This window comes from Ruminococcus sp. OM06-36AC (genome assembly GCF_003438725.1).
GTDB classification, from domain to species: domain Bacteria; phylum Bacillota; class Clostridia; order Oscillospirales; family Ruminococcaceae; genus Ruminococcus_C; species Ruminococcus_C callidus.
Genome location: NZ_QSTT01000009.1, coordinates 35,733 through 51,379, shown reverse-complemented (window position 1 = coordinate 51,379; position 15,647 = coordinate 35,733). Strand labels below are relative to the sequence as shown.

12 protein-coding genes are annotated in these 15,647 nt (G+C 53.9%); 7 read left to right on the top strand and 5 right to left on the bottom strand.

All coding sequences use genetic code 11. The annotated features are described in order from the left end of the window. Positions 1 to 43 precede the first annotated feature (43 nt). The 3 genes from aguA (at position 44) to DXB92_RS07895 (ending at position 4,273) form a co-directional block, all read left to right on the top strand. Positions 44 to 1,159, top strand: a complete 1,116-nt coding sequence (gene aguA, locus DXB92_RS07905; RefSeq protein WP_117733474.1) for an agmatine deiminase — start codon at positions 44 to 46, stop codon at positions 1,157 to 1,159. After that, positions 1,152 to 2,051 carry an N-carbamoylputrescine amidase gene (aguB, locus tag DXB92_RS07900; RefSeq protein WP_021683004.1) on the top strand — a complete coding sequence of 300 codons (900 nt, stop codon included), beginning with the start codon at positions 1,152 to 1,154 and terminating at the stop codon, positions 2,049 to 2,051. The genes aguA and aguB overlap by 8 nt, the downstream gene beginning before the upstream one ends. A 362-nt stretch (positions 2,052 to 2,413) precedes the next feature. Then, entirely contained in the window at positions 2,414 to 4,273 is a 1,860-nt protein-coding gene (locus DXB92_RS07895) for a C39 family peptidase (protein ID WP_117733448.1), read from the top strand. Between the two features lie 353 nt (positions 4,274 to 4,626). Here the strand turns inward: DXB92_RS07895 and DXB92_RS07890 are convergent, their stop codons facing one another. From DXB92_RS07890 to DXB92_RS07875, 4 genes are read right to left on the bottom strand one after another with little or no spacing between them, the layout of a single operon-like run. Continuing rightward, positions 4,627 to 5,853, bottom strand: a complete 1,227-nt coding sequence (locus tag DXB92_RS07890) for a sodium ion-translocating decarboxylase subunit beta (protein ID WP_117733447.1) — start codon at positions 5,851 to 5,853, stop codon at positions 4,627 to 4,629. Between the two features lie 13 nt (positions 5,854 to 5,866). Beyond that, the gene (locus tag DXB92_RS07885) at positions 5,867 to 6,265 is read right to left on the bottom strand and encodes a biotin/lipoyl-containing protein (RefSeq protein WP_021682999.1); all 399 of its coding nucleotides are present in this window, start codon (positions 6,263 to 6,265) and stop codon (positions 5,867 to 5,869) included. Beyond that, positions 6,255 to 6,632 carry an OadG family transporter subunit gene (locus tag DXB92_RS07880; RefSeq protein ID WP_021682998.1) on the bottom strand — a complete coding sequence of 126 codons (378 nt, stop codon included), beginning with the start codon at positions 6,630 to 6,632 and terminating at the stop codon, positions 6,255 to 6,257. The genes DXB92_RS07885 and DXB92_RS07880 overlap by 11 nt, the downstream gene beginning before the upstream one ends. A gap of 12 nt (positions 6,633 to 6,644) precedes the next feature. Next, positions 6,645 to 8,045 carry a pyruvate carboxylase subunit B gene (locus DXB92_RS07875; RefSeq protein ID WP_021682997.1) on the bottom strand — a complete coding sequence of 467 codons (1,401 nt, stop codon included), beginning with the start codon at positions 8,043 to 8,045 and terminating at the stop codon, positions 6,645 to 6,647. A 382-nt stretch (positions 8,046 to 8,427) separates the two neighbouring features. Between DXB92_RS07875 and DXB92_RS07870 the strand changes: the two genes are divergently transcribed. The 4 genes from DXB92_RS07870 (at position 8,428) to DXB92_RS07855 (ending at position 15,117) form a co-directional block, all read left to right on the top strand. Next, positions 8,428 to 9,981 carry a TerB N-terminal domain-containing protein gene (locus DXB92_RS07870; RefSeq protein ID WP_117733446.1) on the top strand — a complete coding sequence of 518 codons (1,554 nt, stop codon included), beginning with the start codon at positions 8,428 to 8,430 and terminating at the stop codon, positions 9,979 to 9,981. Positions 9,982 to 10,174: 193 nt separating this feature from the next. Beyond that, positions 10,175 to 11,494, top strand: a complete 1,320-nt coding sequence (locus DXB92_RS07865; protein WP_117733445.1) for an ATP-binding protein — start codon at positions 10,175 to 10,177, stop codon at positions 11,492 to 11,494. Between the two features lie 48 nt (positions 11,495 to 11,542). After that, positions 11,543 to 13,777: a DEAD/DEAH box helicase gene (locus DXB92_RS07860; RefSeq protein ID WP_117733444.1), complete on the top strand. Its 2,235-nt coding sequence runs from the start codon at positions 11,543 to 11,545 to the stop codon at positions 13,775 to 13,777. Positions 13,778 to 13,932: 155 nt separating this feature from the next. Beyond that, a complete protein-coding gene (locus DXB92_RS07855) occupies positions 13,933 to 15,117 on the top strand; it encodes a zinc ribbon domain-containing protein (protein WP_181976975.1) in 1,185 nt (394 codons plus the stop codon). A 148-nt stretch (positions 15,118 to 15,265) separates the two neighbouring features. Here the strand turns inward: DXB92_RS07855 and DXB92_RS07850 are convergent, their stop codons facing one another. After that, a complete protein-coding gene (locus DXB92_RS07850) occupies positions 15,266 to 15,640 on the bottom strand; it encodes a hypothetical protein (protein ID WP_117733442.1) in 375 nt (124 codons plus the stop codon). Between the last annotated feature and the right edge of the window lie 7 nt (positions 15,641 to 15,647).

The following is a 15,647-nucleotide window of genomic DNA, read 5'->3' as shown; positions in this document are numbered from 1 at the left end:
ACAGCCTGTGGAAAAGCTGATTGAAAAAGAAAGGAATCCTATCATGCACATTTTACATACGACACCCCGCACAGACGGGTTCTGCATGCCGGCGGAGTTCGACCGGCACGCCGGCTGTCTGCTGATCTGGCCTACACGGGGAGATTCCTGGCGAAGCGGCGGCTGGCCGGCACGAAAAGCCTTTGCGGCAGTTGCCGCAGCCATTGCCCGTTCCGAAGAAGTCACCATGCTGGTGGCTCCGGAACAGTACGAAACCGCACGGGCAATGCTGCCGCCGGAAGTCCGCCTTGTGGAAATGGAAACCGACGACTCCTGGGCAAGAGATGTCTGCCCCACTTTCGTCCGCAATGCCGAGGGCACTGTCCGCGGCATCGACTGGGGCTTCAACGCGTGGGGCGGTCTGGTGGACGGGCTGTATTTTCCGTGGGACAAGGACAACCATGCGGCAAGAAAAGTCTGCGACCTGTACCGTGCCGACTGCTATGACAGCCGTGATTTCATTCTGGAAGGCGGCAGCATTCACAGCGACGGCGAGGGAACGATTCTCACCACAGAAAGCTGCCTGTGCAGTGCCGGCAGAAATCCGGACATGACCAAGGCGGAGATCGAGGAAAAGCTCTGCTCCATGCTGGGTGCCCAAAAAGTCCTGTGGCTGCCCCGCGGCATTTACGGCGACGAAACCAACGAGCATGTGGACAACGTCTGTGCGTTCACTGCCGCCGGAAAAGTAGTGCTTGCGTGGACGGACAACCAGAACGACCCTCAGTATGCCCTTTCAAAAGCCTGTGCCGACTATCTGGCACAGCAGACCGATGCCAAGGGCAGAAAGCTGGAAGTGACACTGCTGCCCATTCCGCAGGAGCCGGTCTGCATTACACAGGAGGAATGCAGCGAGTTAGACCTCTGGGACGGCGAACCCACCAGAACCGCAGGCGAACGGCTGGCTGCCTCCTATGTCAACTTTTACATTGCCAACGACAGCGTTCTGGTTCCGCAGTTCGGCGACCCCATGGACAAGACCGCCTGTGAAATTTTGTCTGCCCAGTTCCCGAACCGGACGATCGTTCCCATTGCCGCCAGAGAAATTTTGCTGGGCGGCGGCAATATCCACTGTATCACACAGCAGATTCCCTTAGGAAGGAGTTCTATTTATGCGTAAAGTCACTGTTGCAGCCATTCAAATGGCATGCTCTCCCGATGCCGCCGAAAACCGCCGCACTGCCGAAGCGATGGTACGGCAGGCAGCCGGAAACGGGGCACAGATCATTCTGCTGCCGGAACTGTTCGAAACCCCTTACTTCTGTCAGGAACGGCGGTACGCCTCCTATGAACTGGCAACCACGCCGGCGGAAAATCCTGCCATTGCACAGCTGCGAAAAGTCGCTGCGGAATTGCAGGTAGTTCTCCCCGTCAGCTTCTACGAAAAAGCCGGCACTGCCCTGTACAATTCCATTGCGATCATTGACGCTGACGGCTCGGTGCTGGGCATCTACCGGAAGACACACATTCCGGACGACCATTTCTATCAGGAAAAGTTCTACTTCACCCCCGGCGACACCGGCTTCAAAGTCTGGAACACCCGCTATGCCAGAATCGGCGTGGGCATCTGCTGGGATCAGTGGTTTCCGGAGGCTGCCCGCTGCATGGCTCTCGCCGGTGCAGAACTGCTGTTCTACCCCACGGCAATCGGCTCGGAGCCGATTCTGGAGGTGGACAGTGCTCCCCACTGGCAGCGTTGCATGCAGGGACATGCCGCCGCAAACCTGATGCCGGTGATCGCTGCCAACCGCATCGGCACGGAGCACATCACCCCCGATGAGGAGAACCAGCAGCAGACCTCCTCTCTGTCGTTCTACGGCACCTCGTTCCTGACCGACGGCACCGGTGCAGTTTTACAGCAGCTGGGACGGGACGAAGCCGGCATTGCTATGCAGACATACGACTTGGACGAGCTGGAAGAAATGCGTATGAGCTGGGGCGTATTCCGCGACAGAAGGCCGGAATATTACCGTGCGATCAGCACGCCGCCCACCGTCGTTCTCCCCCGCTGAACGCCGCCGGCAGGCTCCTGATTCCGTTTTGTTACCAACATTTCATTTTGTAATTGCCAATATCAGGAATAAAATCATCGAAAAAATTGTGCAGAATGGGCGAGTGCAGCAGAAACTTTTTGTACAGTGTGCCGAAAATTCGACAGTTTTTTCGAACAAGACGGCAAATCGATTGACAGCACCCCAAAACATCGGTATAATAAATAGTGGATTCATGACAAATCGATTACAATCGGCAGAAAAATTTTGTCGATTGCATACGAACGCAGACGACAGCGATTGCAAAATGGAAACAGCGATCGCCCAAAAGGAAACACCGCCTTACAGGCGGCAGTTCCCTGACACGAAAGGACGTGAAACCAATGGCGCAACCGATGCGCAAACTTCTCTTTGCTGCAGCCGGCGGACTGCTCGCTTCTCTGATGATCGGCACAATTTCCGCAGCAGCAGAAGAGTATGATATACAGGACAGCATCCGGCATCTGAACAGCTTTATTGTAACAGACAGCGGCAACCGTGTCCTGACAGGAAGCTGTGAAGCAGATCAGATCACTGAAAGCGGCTGGTATGTATCTGACGATGACAGCCTTTATTATTACTACAGCGACGGCAGCTGTGCACAGGACGAAACCACACTGAACGACGGCTATACTTATTTATTTGCTTCTGACGGTGCACTCCGAACTGGCTGGCAGACCGTAGACGGCAAGCGGTATTATTATAGTGCAGAGGTCGGACAGCCGGTATTCGGCTGGATGGATTATCAGAATGCGATGTACTATATCGATAAAACTGCCGGCAAGCTGACTGGTGTCCAGACCATTGACGGTATCCCGTACACCTTTGACGAATACGGCTGTGCAGTCACCGGCTGGGTTTCTTATGCAGACGGTTCGCTGTACTTCTACAACACAGATGCTTCAACGGCAACCGGCTGGGCAGTCACCGAAAACGGTACCTACTACCTGACAGCAGACAAGGGAGCCGTAACCGGAAGATATACGATCGACGGCAAGGAGTATTACTTCGGTGACGACAAGAAGCTGAAGACCGGCTGGATCGATACGGATTCCGGCAAGATGTGGGCAGATGCCGACGGCGTACTCGCCAAGGGAATGGTCAGCATCGACGGCAAGAATCATTGCTTCGATGCACAAGGCTACGCTTTGACTGGTGTTTGTGCCATAGACGGCATCACCTACTATACCGATGCCAATGGTGCTGTACAGACCGGCATTCAGCAGATCAACGATAAGTATTACTACTTCAACGAACAGACCGGTGCTTTGCAGACCGGCTGGATCACCGTCAACGGTGTACAGTATTACTTCGATCCGGATGAAGCGTATCTCCGCACAGGCTGGCTGGAAACAGAAAACGGTACCATGTACCTCACCACCTCCGGTGCAGCAACCGGAATCCAGACCATTGACGGCGGGATCTACGGATTCAATGCAAAGGGCATTCTGCTGACAGACTGGCAGACTGTAAATGGCAAGCTGTATTGCTTCAATCCGACAAACGGCAAGGCACTGACTGGCTGGACTACCAAGGACAGTTCCAAGATTTATCTGAACGCTGACGGTACAGCGGCTTCCGGTGTGACCGTTATCGGCGACAAAACCTATTATTTTGATCCGTCCACCTTTGCAATGCGAACCGGCTGGATCACCATTGGAGATTCCTCCAGCTATTTTGATCCGACGACCGGTGTTCTCACCGAAACCGGACATGCACCGGTACAGCTGAATGTGGTAGACTACAAGCAGTTCGACTCCAAATGGAGCAACAAGGTCATCAATTATTCCACGATTGGCAAGGTCGGCTGTGTGACAACAGCTCTGGCAATGAAGTATTCTTACCAGACCAACACCAACACCACACCGGACAAAATGGTATCCAAGTTGACTTACAGCAGTGACAACCTGATCTGGTCATCCTGCACAAAGCTGGGCTACACCGTAGACAATGCCAGCGGCACCATTTCACAGAGCGTAATGCAGAAGATCTATGACAAGCTGTTGAGCAACAAACCGGTTGTCATCGGTGCAAAAAAATCCGACGGCAGCCAGCACTACGTATTGGTTACCGGCTATACCGGTTCCAAGGGCACCACATTCTCCGCAGAAAACTTTATCATCAACGATCCGGGTTCCAGCAAGCGTACCAAGCTGAGCGAATACCTTGCACTTTTCCCCAACCTGTATAAACTGATTTACTAGAACTTATTTTTTCGATTTCACAATACATCTTCTTGAGATCAGCCGTCACCACAGGGGTGACGTGCTCCTGTTTCAGGAGTAGCTACAAATCTTCGTATGTATAACAATGAAATAATCGCATTGTTCCTCGCAGTCCATTGTCTGCGGGGATTTTTGTTTGTCTGAAAACGGCTGTTCCCCGTAAGCAGTCAGACTTCCACCAACACACCGACCGTTCAGAAGCCGCAGAAAGCCTGTCAGAACCGATTTTACGGAACACCAGTACCCTTTCCCTGCGAGATAGAGAAACGCCCGATACAAGCCACAACGTGCCTGTATCGGGCGTTTGTTATATACGATATGAGATGTGAAACTTACTTGAATACAGCAAGCAGGAAACCGGCTGCAATTGCAGAGCCGATAACGCCGGCTACGTTCGGACCCATGGCGTGCATCAGCAGGAAGTTGGACGGGTTTGCCTTCTGACCAACCTTCTGGGAAACACGGGCAGCCATCGGCACTGCGGATACACCGGCAGAACCGATCAGCGGATTGACCTTACCGCCGCTGACGATATACATCACCTTGCCGCCCAGCAGACCGCCGACTGTAGAGAAGCAGAATGCCAGCAGACCCAGAACCACGATCTTCAGGGTATCCAGGGTCAGGAAGGAAGAAGCAACCGTAGTTGCACCAACGGAGATACCGAGGAATACGGTAACGATGTTCATCAGGGCGTTCTGTACGGTATCAGACAGACGCTCTGTCACGCCGCATTCCCGCCACAGGTTCCCCAGCATCAGGCAGCCGATCAGCGGAGCGGTGGACGGCAGCAGCAGGATAACCACCAGAGCAACGACGATCGGGAAAATGATCTTCTCGGTCTTGGAAACCTGACGAGTCATTTCCATCTTGACTTTCCGTTCCTTTTCAGTGGTCAGCAGCTTCATCAGAGGCGGCTGGATCATCGGGATCAGTGCCATATAAGAGTATGCAGCGATAGCGATCGGTCCCAGGAGTTCCGGAGCCAGCTTACTGGTCAGGAAGATTGCTGTCGGGCCGTCTGCACCGCCGATGATACCGATGGATGCTGCCTGATTGCCGTCAAAGCCCAGGCAAACTGCACCAAAGAACGCCAGGAAAACACCCATCTGTGCAGCTGCACCCAGCAGCAGGTTCTTCGGGCTGGACAGCAGCGGGCCAAAGTCAGTCATAGCACCGATGCCCAGGAAGATCAGGGACGGATACAGACCGGACTTGACGCCGATATACAAAATATCCAGCAGTCCGCCGTTCGCCATGATGTGCCCATAGCTGTGGTAGTATTCTCCGCCTTCTTCCAGAAACGCACTCCACAATTCGGGGTGGTACAGGGCGTTGGACGAGCTTGCACCGTCTATGAAGAAGTTGGATACATTGACCAGCAGGCAGCCGAATGCGATACCTACCAGCAGAAGCGGTTCGAACTGCTTTTTGATGCCCAGATACAGCAGCAGGCAGGATACCGCGATCATCACAAGGTTTTTCCAGCCGCCGTCAGCAAAGAAGCTGACGAAACCGGAATCGTTCAGAAGATTCTGAAGGGTTTCAAGCATGTTCATGAATACCCCTCCTTTACGCCAGCACGATCAGCGGAGAATCGGTTTCTACCGTAGAGCCCTTAGAAACAATGACCTGTGCAACCGTACCATCGTGAGGTGCCAGAATCTCGTTTTCCATTTTCATGGCTTCCAGAACGACCAGCAGCTGTCCAGCCTTGATCTGATCGCCCTCCTTGACCTCGACACGGATAATGTTGCCGGGCATCGGAGATTTTACCGGTTCGCCAGCCTTCAGGTCTACCTTTGCCGCCGGAGCCGGTGCAGGAGCAGCAGCGGCAGCCGGAGCAGCTTCTGCGGCAGGAGCAGCAGCCGGAGCCGGTGCACAAGCCTCATATTCGTCCAGCAGCACAGCCTTTCCTGCTTCTACTTCTACTTCATAAACTTTCTGGTTCAGTGTAACTTTATACTTCATCCTCTTTGACCTCCTTAATGGAAACGAAGTGCAGTTCATTCAAGGGCTTTTTCAGCTGATCGGCAACAATTGCCATGATCATAGCGGCTTCCTTATCCGGAACGTCAAACCGCTTGACGTGACCGGCAGAACCGGGAGCAAGGGGCTTTTCCGGCTCAGCTGCCGGTGCTTCTGCCGGAGCAGCAGCCTGTTCCGCAGCCTTCAGTGCTTCCGCTTTCTTTGCCTTCGACTTGAACACAGCACCCATGATATACAGTACGACCATCAACAGGAGCAGTCCGACGAATACCACAACATAACCGAAAATCGCGGTCAGACCTGCTTCGCCAATGCCCATATCTGATGCACTCATCACATTTAATGGCATAGCTGTTCCTCCTTACATCGCCTCAATGGTATAAACGGCTTCGTTTTCCTCCTGTGCCTTGCGGGCTTCCAGGAATTTCATGGTCTGATCCGGATAGCAGATATAGCTCATAATATCTTCTTCCGAACGTGCCAGATCGCCCAGTGCCTTCTTGGCATCTTCGAATTCCTGTCCGGTACGCTTCTGGTCCTCGATACGGCAGTCAACCGGCTTGCCGCCCTCGCCCAGTACCTTTTTCTGGAGTTCTTCGCTGATCGGAGCCGGAGCGATACCATATTCGCCCTTGATATAGTTCTGGATCTCCTTGGAGATCTGGCGATAGCGTTCGCCTACCAGAACGTTGGTCACTGCCTGATTGCCCACCATCTGGGACAGCGGTGTTACCAGCGGCGGATAACCCATATCAGCACGAACCTGCGGGATCTCTGCCAGTGCAGCATCAAACTTGTCCATTGCCTTCATATCGGTGAGGTTTGCGATCATGTTGGACAGCATGCCGCCTGGTACCTTGTATACCAGAGCCTGTGCATCGGTGCCGAGGCTCTTGGGGTTGATCTGACCGTTGTCGATATACTTCTGCTTGATCGGCTTGAAGTAGTCGTTGACTTCGTTCAGGATCTTTTCGTCCAGACCGGTTTCAATGCCGTACTGCTGGCAGGCATAGAACATGGTTTCTGTAGACGGCTGCGAAGTACCGCCGGAGAAGCAGGAAGTCGCGGTGTCGATCACATCGATGCCGGACTCGATTGCCTTGGTCAAAGTCATATATGCCATACCGGTGGTGCTGTGGGTGTGGAGGATCAGCGGCATGTCGCCGACTGCGTCCTTGATACCCTTGATGAGGTGTTCTGCTTCATACGGAGTCATGGTGCCAGCCATATCCTTCAGGCAGATGGTCTGGAATCCCATACGCTTGAGCTCCTTGCACATTTCCACATACTTTTCGACGGTGTGCACCGGACTCTGGGTATAGCAGATACAGCCAGAGGCAATGGTGTTCTTGGTGGCATACTTCATGGTCGCATTCAACGCGGTTTCGCAGTTGCGGAAGTCATTGAGTGCATCGAAGATCCGGATAATGTCGATACCGTTCTTGATGGACAGTTCGATGAACTTTTCCACAACGTCATCATGATAGTGCTTATATCCCAACAGGTTCTGTCCACGCAGCAGCATCTGCAGCTTGTTGTTGGGCAGGTTCTTCCGGAGATTCCGCAGCCGTTCCCACGGGTCTTCGTTCAGATACCGCAAACAAGAGTCAAAGGTCGCACCGCCCCAGCACTCAATGGAATAATACCCTGCCTTGTCCATTGCAGGCAGAATGTCTGCATAGTCTGCATAAGGCAGACGGGTTGCCATGAGAGATTGGTTTGCATCACGCAAAACGGTTTCCGTAAACTGTACTTTTCTCATATAGAGCCTCCTCGTCTTTCGACAGTTTTGTGCTTGTAAATAAGCCCGAACGTTTTTAGTATACCACAAAGTGATTTCTTTTTCTATAATTTTTCCAAAACTCTTTTTATTCTTTTGTGTAAACGCTTTTTGGCTTATGCTTTTTATGGGAATATGCTCTGGTACGCTGTGCCCTCTCCGGTTTTCCGGAATAATCATTATCGGAATCCGCTCTCCGTCCCTGCGATCAGCAGAGAACGTATCCGACACATTATCGATAGTATATGTCAATTTCAGAGAAACATCAGCGATTTCCCATTGCGGCGGCTGTGACGTTTGACTTTTCCGATAAAATATGGTATATTGAAAGTAATACAGCCGTATCAAGAAAGGGCGAAACTGCATGGCAAATCTGGAAGATGTACAAGATTTGATTCAGGAAATTTTAGACAATCCCAAGCTGAAGTATGTTGCAGACCGGCTCCGGCAGGAGTATCACGACGAGCCGATCCTACAGACGGCATCACAAATGCAGCGGCTTCTGCCCAGACCGCTGGTGGAAGCCAAGCGACTGATGCGGAATCCGGCAGAATACCATTATAGTTACAGACAGCTGTTCTATCAGCAGGCAAAGCTGCTGGAGGATTTCACCGACGATTTTTCTGAACAGGCTTCTTTTTCCTCCTGCTATCCCTGTTATCGGGACATGAACGACCGACAGCTTCGCACCTATTTCACATGGCGAACCAAAGTGCGGCAGGGCATTGTGGAAAGCACTTCTCCCAGCTACGCGGAACTCTACTGCTATGAGCTGCTGCACCAGATCGGCGTACCAGATCCGGAAACCGGATTCCGCATGTTACAGCAGTTCCGGCAGGACTATACCGCAGTTTCGCCGGAATGCCGCTTCCCCTATTTCTCGATATGGCTCCATGACTACATCATTTACTACGGACTGAATCAGGCTCTTTTGCCGGAACTCTCTGAGGACTACGCCGCGGAAGCACGGTTCGACAAAAGCTTTCAGACGGTGCAGGAGGCAGAAACACACACAGATGCAGAACTGTTTCAGGCGATTTCCGACTTGTCCGGCTACGGGCTCCAGCGTTCCAAGTTTTACAGAGAGCAGACGGAACTGATCGAACAGGCAGTGCCCTACTGTTTCCGCCAGATGTGCGACTACTTCCGGAACCGGAAAAAGAGCGACTATCTGGAATACCTGTTCGGAAAAAAGGGGCTGCTCCCCTACCACATGTTCAACTATGCCACGTTTTTTGAAACCGATCCGGAGAGAAACTGCGACTATGTTTTATCGCCGTATCATATTTACCGCTGCCGCAGCGGCAAGTGGACATGCGAAGCCTATTTCGATGCGGAAAAGGGAAAGAAACGGCTGGGCTGTTTTGTCAAGACCATTGACCAGAAACTGCGGCAGCTGGTGCAGTATCCCCACCCCATAAAAGAAACGGAACTGCCGAAATATCTCCAGCAGGTGCTGGACAAAACTCTGGCGGCATTTCTGGACGAACGGAAAAAGAACGCCGTTCCGAAAGTGGAATTCGACCTGTCCCGTCTGGCAGGGATCCGGCAGGCGGCAGAGGTCACACGGAACAAGCTGCTGGTGGACACCGAGGAAGAACCGGAACTGCAAGCTGCTCCAAAGCCTGCTCCGGAACTGCCGGTTCCGGAAACAACACCGGCAGAACCGGCTGCACCAGAAACACCTGCCGCAGATACACGGCTCAGCGAAACCGAACGGGCGTTCCTGCACTGTCTGCTGGAACACCAGCCCTATGCAGACCTGCTCCGGCAAGGCGGCGTGATGCTCTCGGTGCTGGTAGACCACATCAACGAAACGTTATTCGATGACTTCGGCGACACGGTCATTTTATTCGACGACGACCAGCCGGAACTGATCGAGGATTATGTGGAGGAGCTGCGGGCGTTGCTGGGGTGAGAGAGGTTCTTTCCGTAGAACTAAGGAAACCCCTCCACCAGCTTCGCTGGTCCCCCTCGTACTGAGCGGTCCCCTCTGCCCTGCGGGCATCTCCCCACCCCGTGGGGAGTCACCCCTTTCAGGGGAGGCTCATGGGGAGGCTTGTTTCATTGTCAATATGCCCATACAGTCCGTTTCAGAAAGGATCGTTATCATGAAAATACCCAAGCGAATCGCTTCGGCGATCATCAATTCCCTGAAAGGCGGCGTTGTGCCGCGAATCGGTCTGCCCTACATCACCGTAGGCAGAGAACAGGAGATCAACGCCCTGCTCCACGATGTGGACATTATCGCAGACGGCGGAGCATCGTTCCGGTTTATCGTAGGCAAGTACGGCAGCGGCAAAAGCTTTCTGCTCCAGACCATTCGCAGCTATGTCATGGACAGGAATTTCGTTGTCGTAGATGCCGACCTCTCCCCCGAGCGACGGTTACAGGGCACCAAGGGGCAGGGGCTGGCAACCTATAAAGAGTTGATTCGGAACATGTCCACCAAGACACGTCCTGACGGCGGTGCACTGACGCTGATTCTGGATCGCTGGATCAGCAACGTCCAGAGCGAAACTGCCGCGGAATCCGGTCTGGACACCAACGCCCCCCAGTTTCGGAAAGCCGTGGAACGAAAAATTTACGAAGTCATCGGAGCACTGCATGAAATGGTGCACGGGTTCGACTTTGCCAGACTGCTGACGCTGTACTACAACGCCTACCGGGAGGGCGACGATGAATGCAAGGCAAAGGTGGTCAAGTGGTTCCGCGGGGAATACAATACCAAGACCGAAGCCAGGGCAGAACTGGGCGTGAACATCATTATCACCGACGACGACTGGTACGAGTATATCAAGCTGTTCGCCATGTTCCTGAAAAAAGCCGGCTACAGCGGCATGCTGGTGCTGATCGACGAACTGGTGAACATCTACAAAGTTCCCCACAGCATTACCCGCCAGTACAACTATGAAAAGATCCTCACCATGTACAATGATACCATGCAGGGCAAGGCACAGTATCTGGGCATCATCATGGGCGGTACACCCCAGTGCATCGAGGACACACGCCGCGGCGTGTACAGCTATGAGGCTCTCCGTTCCCGTCTGGCAGAGGGACGTTTTGCACAGGAAGGCATGCGGGATATGCTGGCTCCGGTGATCCATCTGAACGCCCTGACCAATGAGGAATTGCTAGTGCTGACAGAAAAGCTGACGGAAATTCATGCCCAGCTGTTCGGGTATACGCCTACGCTGACACAGGAAGATCGTATCCTGTTTTTGCAGATCGAATTCGGCAGGATCGGGGCAGATTCCCACATCACGCCCCGCGAGGTGATTCGGGACTTTATCGAACTGCTGGACATCATTTTCCAGAACCCGCAGATGCATGTGGCAGAACTCTTACAGTCCGACCAGTTCTCCTACGCCGCGGCACAGCCGGAGGGCGATCAGAGCGTTGCACCGGAATTTGCAGAGTTTGACATTTAAGGCAATACCGCACAAGCTTTATTCCGTGGTTCCCCAAGAGGTTTTTCCATGTCTATTTTTGAACGCTATGCTCCGTTTATTCAGGATTTCATCTACCAGAACGACTGGGAATCGCTCCGTGCCATTCAGGTGGCTGCGGGCGATGCCATTTTCCACACAGACGAAAATGTCCTGCTGTCCGCCTCCACTGCCTCCGGCAAGACTGAGGCGGCATTTTTTCCCATTCTCACCCTGTTTTCCGAGAACCCGCCCACTTCGGTAGGGGCAATTTACATTGGCCCGCTAAAAGCCCTCATCAACGACCAGTTTCTCCGGCTGAACGACCTCTGTGCCGAAGCAGACATTCCCGTCTGGCACTGGCACGGTGACGTTTCCCAGTCCCACAAAGCCAAGATGATGAAGCACCCCTCCGGCATCTTACAAATTACGCCGGAGTCGCTGGAGGCAATGCTGCTGCACAAGCACGCTGCCATTACCAAGCTGTTCCACGATCTGCGGTTTATCGTCATTGATGAGGTGCACTCCCTGATGCGTGGCGACCGCGGCGGGCAGACCATCTGCCTGATTGAACGGCTCTGCCGCATGGCTGGTGTCAATCCCCGCCGCATCGGGCTTTCTGCCACCATTGGCGATCTGGAAGCTACCGGCAAATTCCTCGCCGCCGGCACCGGCAGAGGAACGGTGATTCCCCGTATCCAGTCCAAGGGCGTTCGCTGGCGGCTGTCTATGGAACATTTCTATGTGCAGGATCGACAGGCTGCCGAGGACAATCCGCCGGCACAGGCATTGCCGGAACTCGCCCCGAAAACCGACACGGCTCCGGACTATGCAGACCCCGGCATGGGGTATATTTTCGAGCACACCCGCGGAAAGAAGTGTCTGATCTTCGTCAACTCCCGCGAGGAGTGCGAAGCCGTCACCACTACGCTCCGGCAATACTGCGAGGTCAAACACGAGCCGGATCGCTTTCTCATTCACCACGGGAATCTGTCCTCTGCCTATCGGGAAACAGCAGAGGAGGCAATGAAAGACGAGGATTCCTTCCTGACGACCGTCACCACTGCCACGCTGGAACTGGGCATTGACATCGGCAGGCTGGAACGGGCGTTCCAGATCGATGCTCCTTTTACGGTGTCCTCTTTTTTGCAGCGTATGGGACGTACCGGACGGCGTGACCTGCCGCCGGAGATGTGGTTCGTCATGCGGGAGGAACCGCCGGAGCCACGTGCCCTGCTGCCCACCACGATCCCATGGAAGCTGTTACAGGGCATCGCTTTGGTACAGGTCTATCTGGAGGAACGCTGGGTAGAGCCGCCCCGACTGGATCGGCTGCCCTACAGCCTGCTGTATCACCAGACCATGTGCACGCTCGCCTCCTGCGGTGAGCTGACACCGGCGGCTCTGGCTTCCCGCGTGCTGACACTCAGCTATTTCCACCGCGTTTCACAGGAGGACTTCAAGCTGCTGCTGCGGCACCTGCTGGAAATCGACCACATAGAACGCACGGAAACCGGCGGCCTGATCGTGGGCATTGCCGGCGAACGGCTCACCAGTTCCTACAAGTTCTACGCCGTCTTTCAGGAAAACGAGGAATACACTGTCCGCTGGAACTCGCAGGAACTGGGCACCATTGTACAGCCCCCGCCGGCTGGGGAAAAGATCGCCATTGCCGGTCACGTCTGGGTGGTGGAAGAAGTGGATCACCAGCGGCACACGGTGTACTGCGAACAGGTCAAGGGAAAAGTTCCCGCCTACTTCGGCGAATGCCCCGGCGATATTCACACGAAGATACTGGAACGCATGCGGCTGGTATTGCAGGAACAGAAATCCTATCCCTATCTGATGAAAAATGCCGTATCCCGCCTACAGCTGGCACGGCATGTGGCTCGGAACTCCGGTGTCACAGAGGAGCCGCTGATCTGTCTGGGCGGTGACATGTGGTGCCTGTTTCCGTGGCTGGGATCGTATGCCTTTCTGGCAATGGAACGGTTTCTCAAGTGCCGCTGTGCCGGTGCTCTGAAGCTGACCGGACTGGCACCCTCCCGTCCCTATTTTATCCAGTTCAAAATGCAGGCGGACAAGCGGACTTTTTTCCGCGTGCTGCTGGAACAGGAACGCAAGCCGCTGGATCCGATGGAACTGGTCTACCCCAACGAAGTACCTGTCTTTGAAAAGTACGACGAGTACCTGCCGGAAGAACTGGTGAAAAAGGGGTTCGCCTGCGGGGTGCTGGGCATTGACGAGATGCGGGAACGGATTCGCGGCTGGGAGATGTTTGCATGATGTTAAGGCAATACCGCACAAAGATTGTGCGGTATTACCCTAAAATTTTCAGAAAATACACATTCGAGGCAGTTTTGTATGCTATAATTTTTTCATAGAAACAAAACAATTCCATAGTGCTGCTTATGCGGTGCTGCCGAACAGGAGGAATGGACATGGCAAAAGAAAGATCCAACACGACTGCCGAAGCCGAGGCAGTTCCCAAAAAGGAAAAGAAACAGAAGCAGCCCACACGGGCCGGAGCCGTTTTCGGTTCGATCCTGCTGTTTCTGCTGACGCTGCTCTTCGGCATCTGCTTTTTGTGCAGTTCGATCTTAAACAGCGTACTGCCCCAGAAAACACTGTCCGCGGCAATAGCGAAAATGGACTTGTCCCAGATACAGCTTTCCGACCACGGAAAGGAGCAGCCCATTGGCAAGTGCCTGTATGACTGGTACTTCTGGGACACTCCCAATCTGACAGAGGAATATGCCGAAAAGCTGGTGACCATGCCGGAGTGCAATCAGTTCCTCTGTGACTATCTGGACGACCTGAGTACATACATGACCGGCGACAACTCCGAACTGCCGCAGTTACAGCCGGACGATGTGGCGGACTTGTTGCAGGAGGAACTGGGCAGCAAGCTGACAAAGGAAACCCATGTGGTCTTTGCGGAAGCTGACCGGAAATCCCTGAACTGGACCATGGGCGACGACCTCAACGGCTGGAACAGCATGCTGCAGCACACGATCGGTTCCGGCTTCGGCAAATTCCTGACACGGCAGCTGTGCAATCTGTCCGGCATGATCGCCTTTGGTGTGCTGACAGTGGCATGCTTCGTGCTGTGGCTGGTGCTGGCAGTGAAAAAGCACTGGCACAAGGGCAGAATGTTCACCGCCTACGGTCTGGCAGTGGCAATTCCCGGTCTGCTGGTACTGGCGGCAAGTGGTGTCACCCTGCTGCTGGTGGAGGCGTTCCACATACCAGATGCACTGATCTTCTCCAAGGCAGGGCTGCCGATACTGCTGAAACCGGTCGCTCTGGCAACGCTGATTCCGGCGGCATATGGCGTACTCTTTACGGTGATCGGCATCTGCACCAACGCGGCAGTCAAGTCCAAAAAGAAAAAGGCTGCTGCCGTCAGTGCACCTGTCCCCGATGCTCCCGCACCGGAAGCACCTGCTCCGCAGGCTCCGGACAATGCACCGGCTGAACCGGAACTCCGCTACACCGAAATGTCCGGCGAAAGCCATGCTCCCAAGACCGATGATTCTTCTACCGTGAAGTTCTGCCCGCACTGCGGTGCCATGAACCCGCTGGACAGCCAGTTCTGCGGCTCCTGCGGCAAGAAAATGGATTGAGTTTACTTTAGCCTAAGGCAACACCGCACAAAGCCCGCCTGACGGCTTTGCACGCAATCTGCGTGCAGATTTTTGTGCGGTATTGCCCTAAAACAAAAACGCTATGGTACTTTGCGTACCATAGCGTTTTTTGTTTTTTGATGTGATTTTACTCTGACAGTTTTTCCGTCTGCGGCTGCACCTGACAAGAGCTGTCCAAATACGCCAGCAGACCGAATGCTGTCATTGTCAGCACTGCCCCGTGGATATACAGCATGCCTGCCATCAGTGCATTGGGCATCACGCACAGAATCTGTGTCAGCAGAACAAACAGTGCCGTCATGTAGAAGACACCGGCATAAATGGCACAGAGCATGCCCGCCGCCCGCTGAAAGCATTCCATATCATACAGCCGCGTGCCGTCCGGAAGCCGCGGGTTTCCCGCCAGCAGGAACTTCCACGGCGACAGATTCAGCTTCACTGCAAAAACGGTATCCAGAATGCCCAGCAGGAGAAAAATGAAAAATGAGATCACGCCGCCCATTTACAGC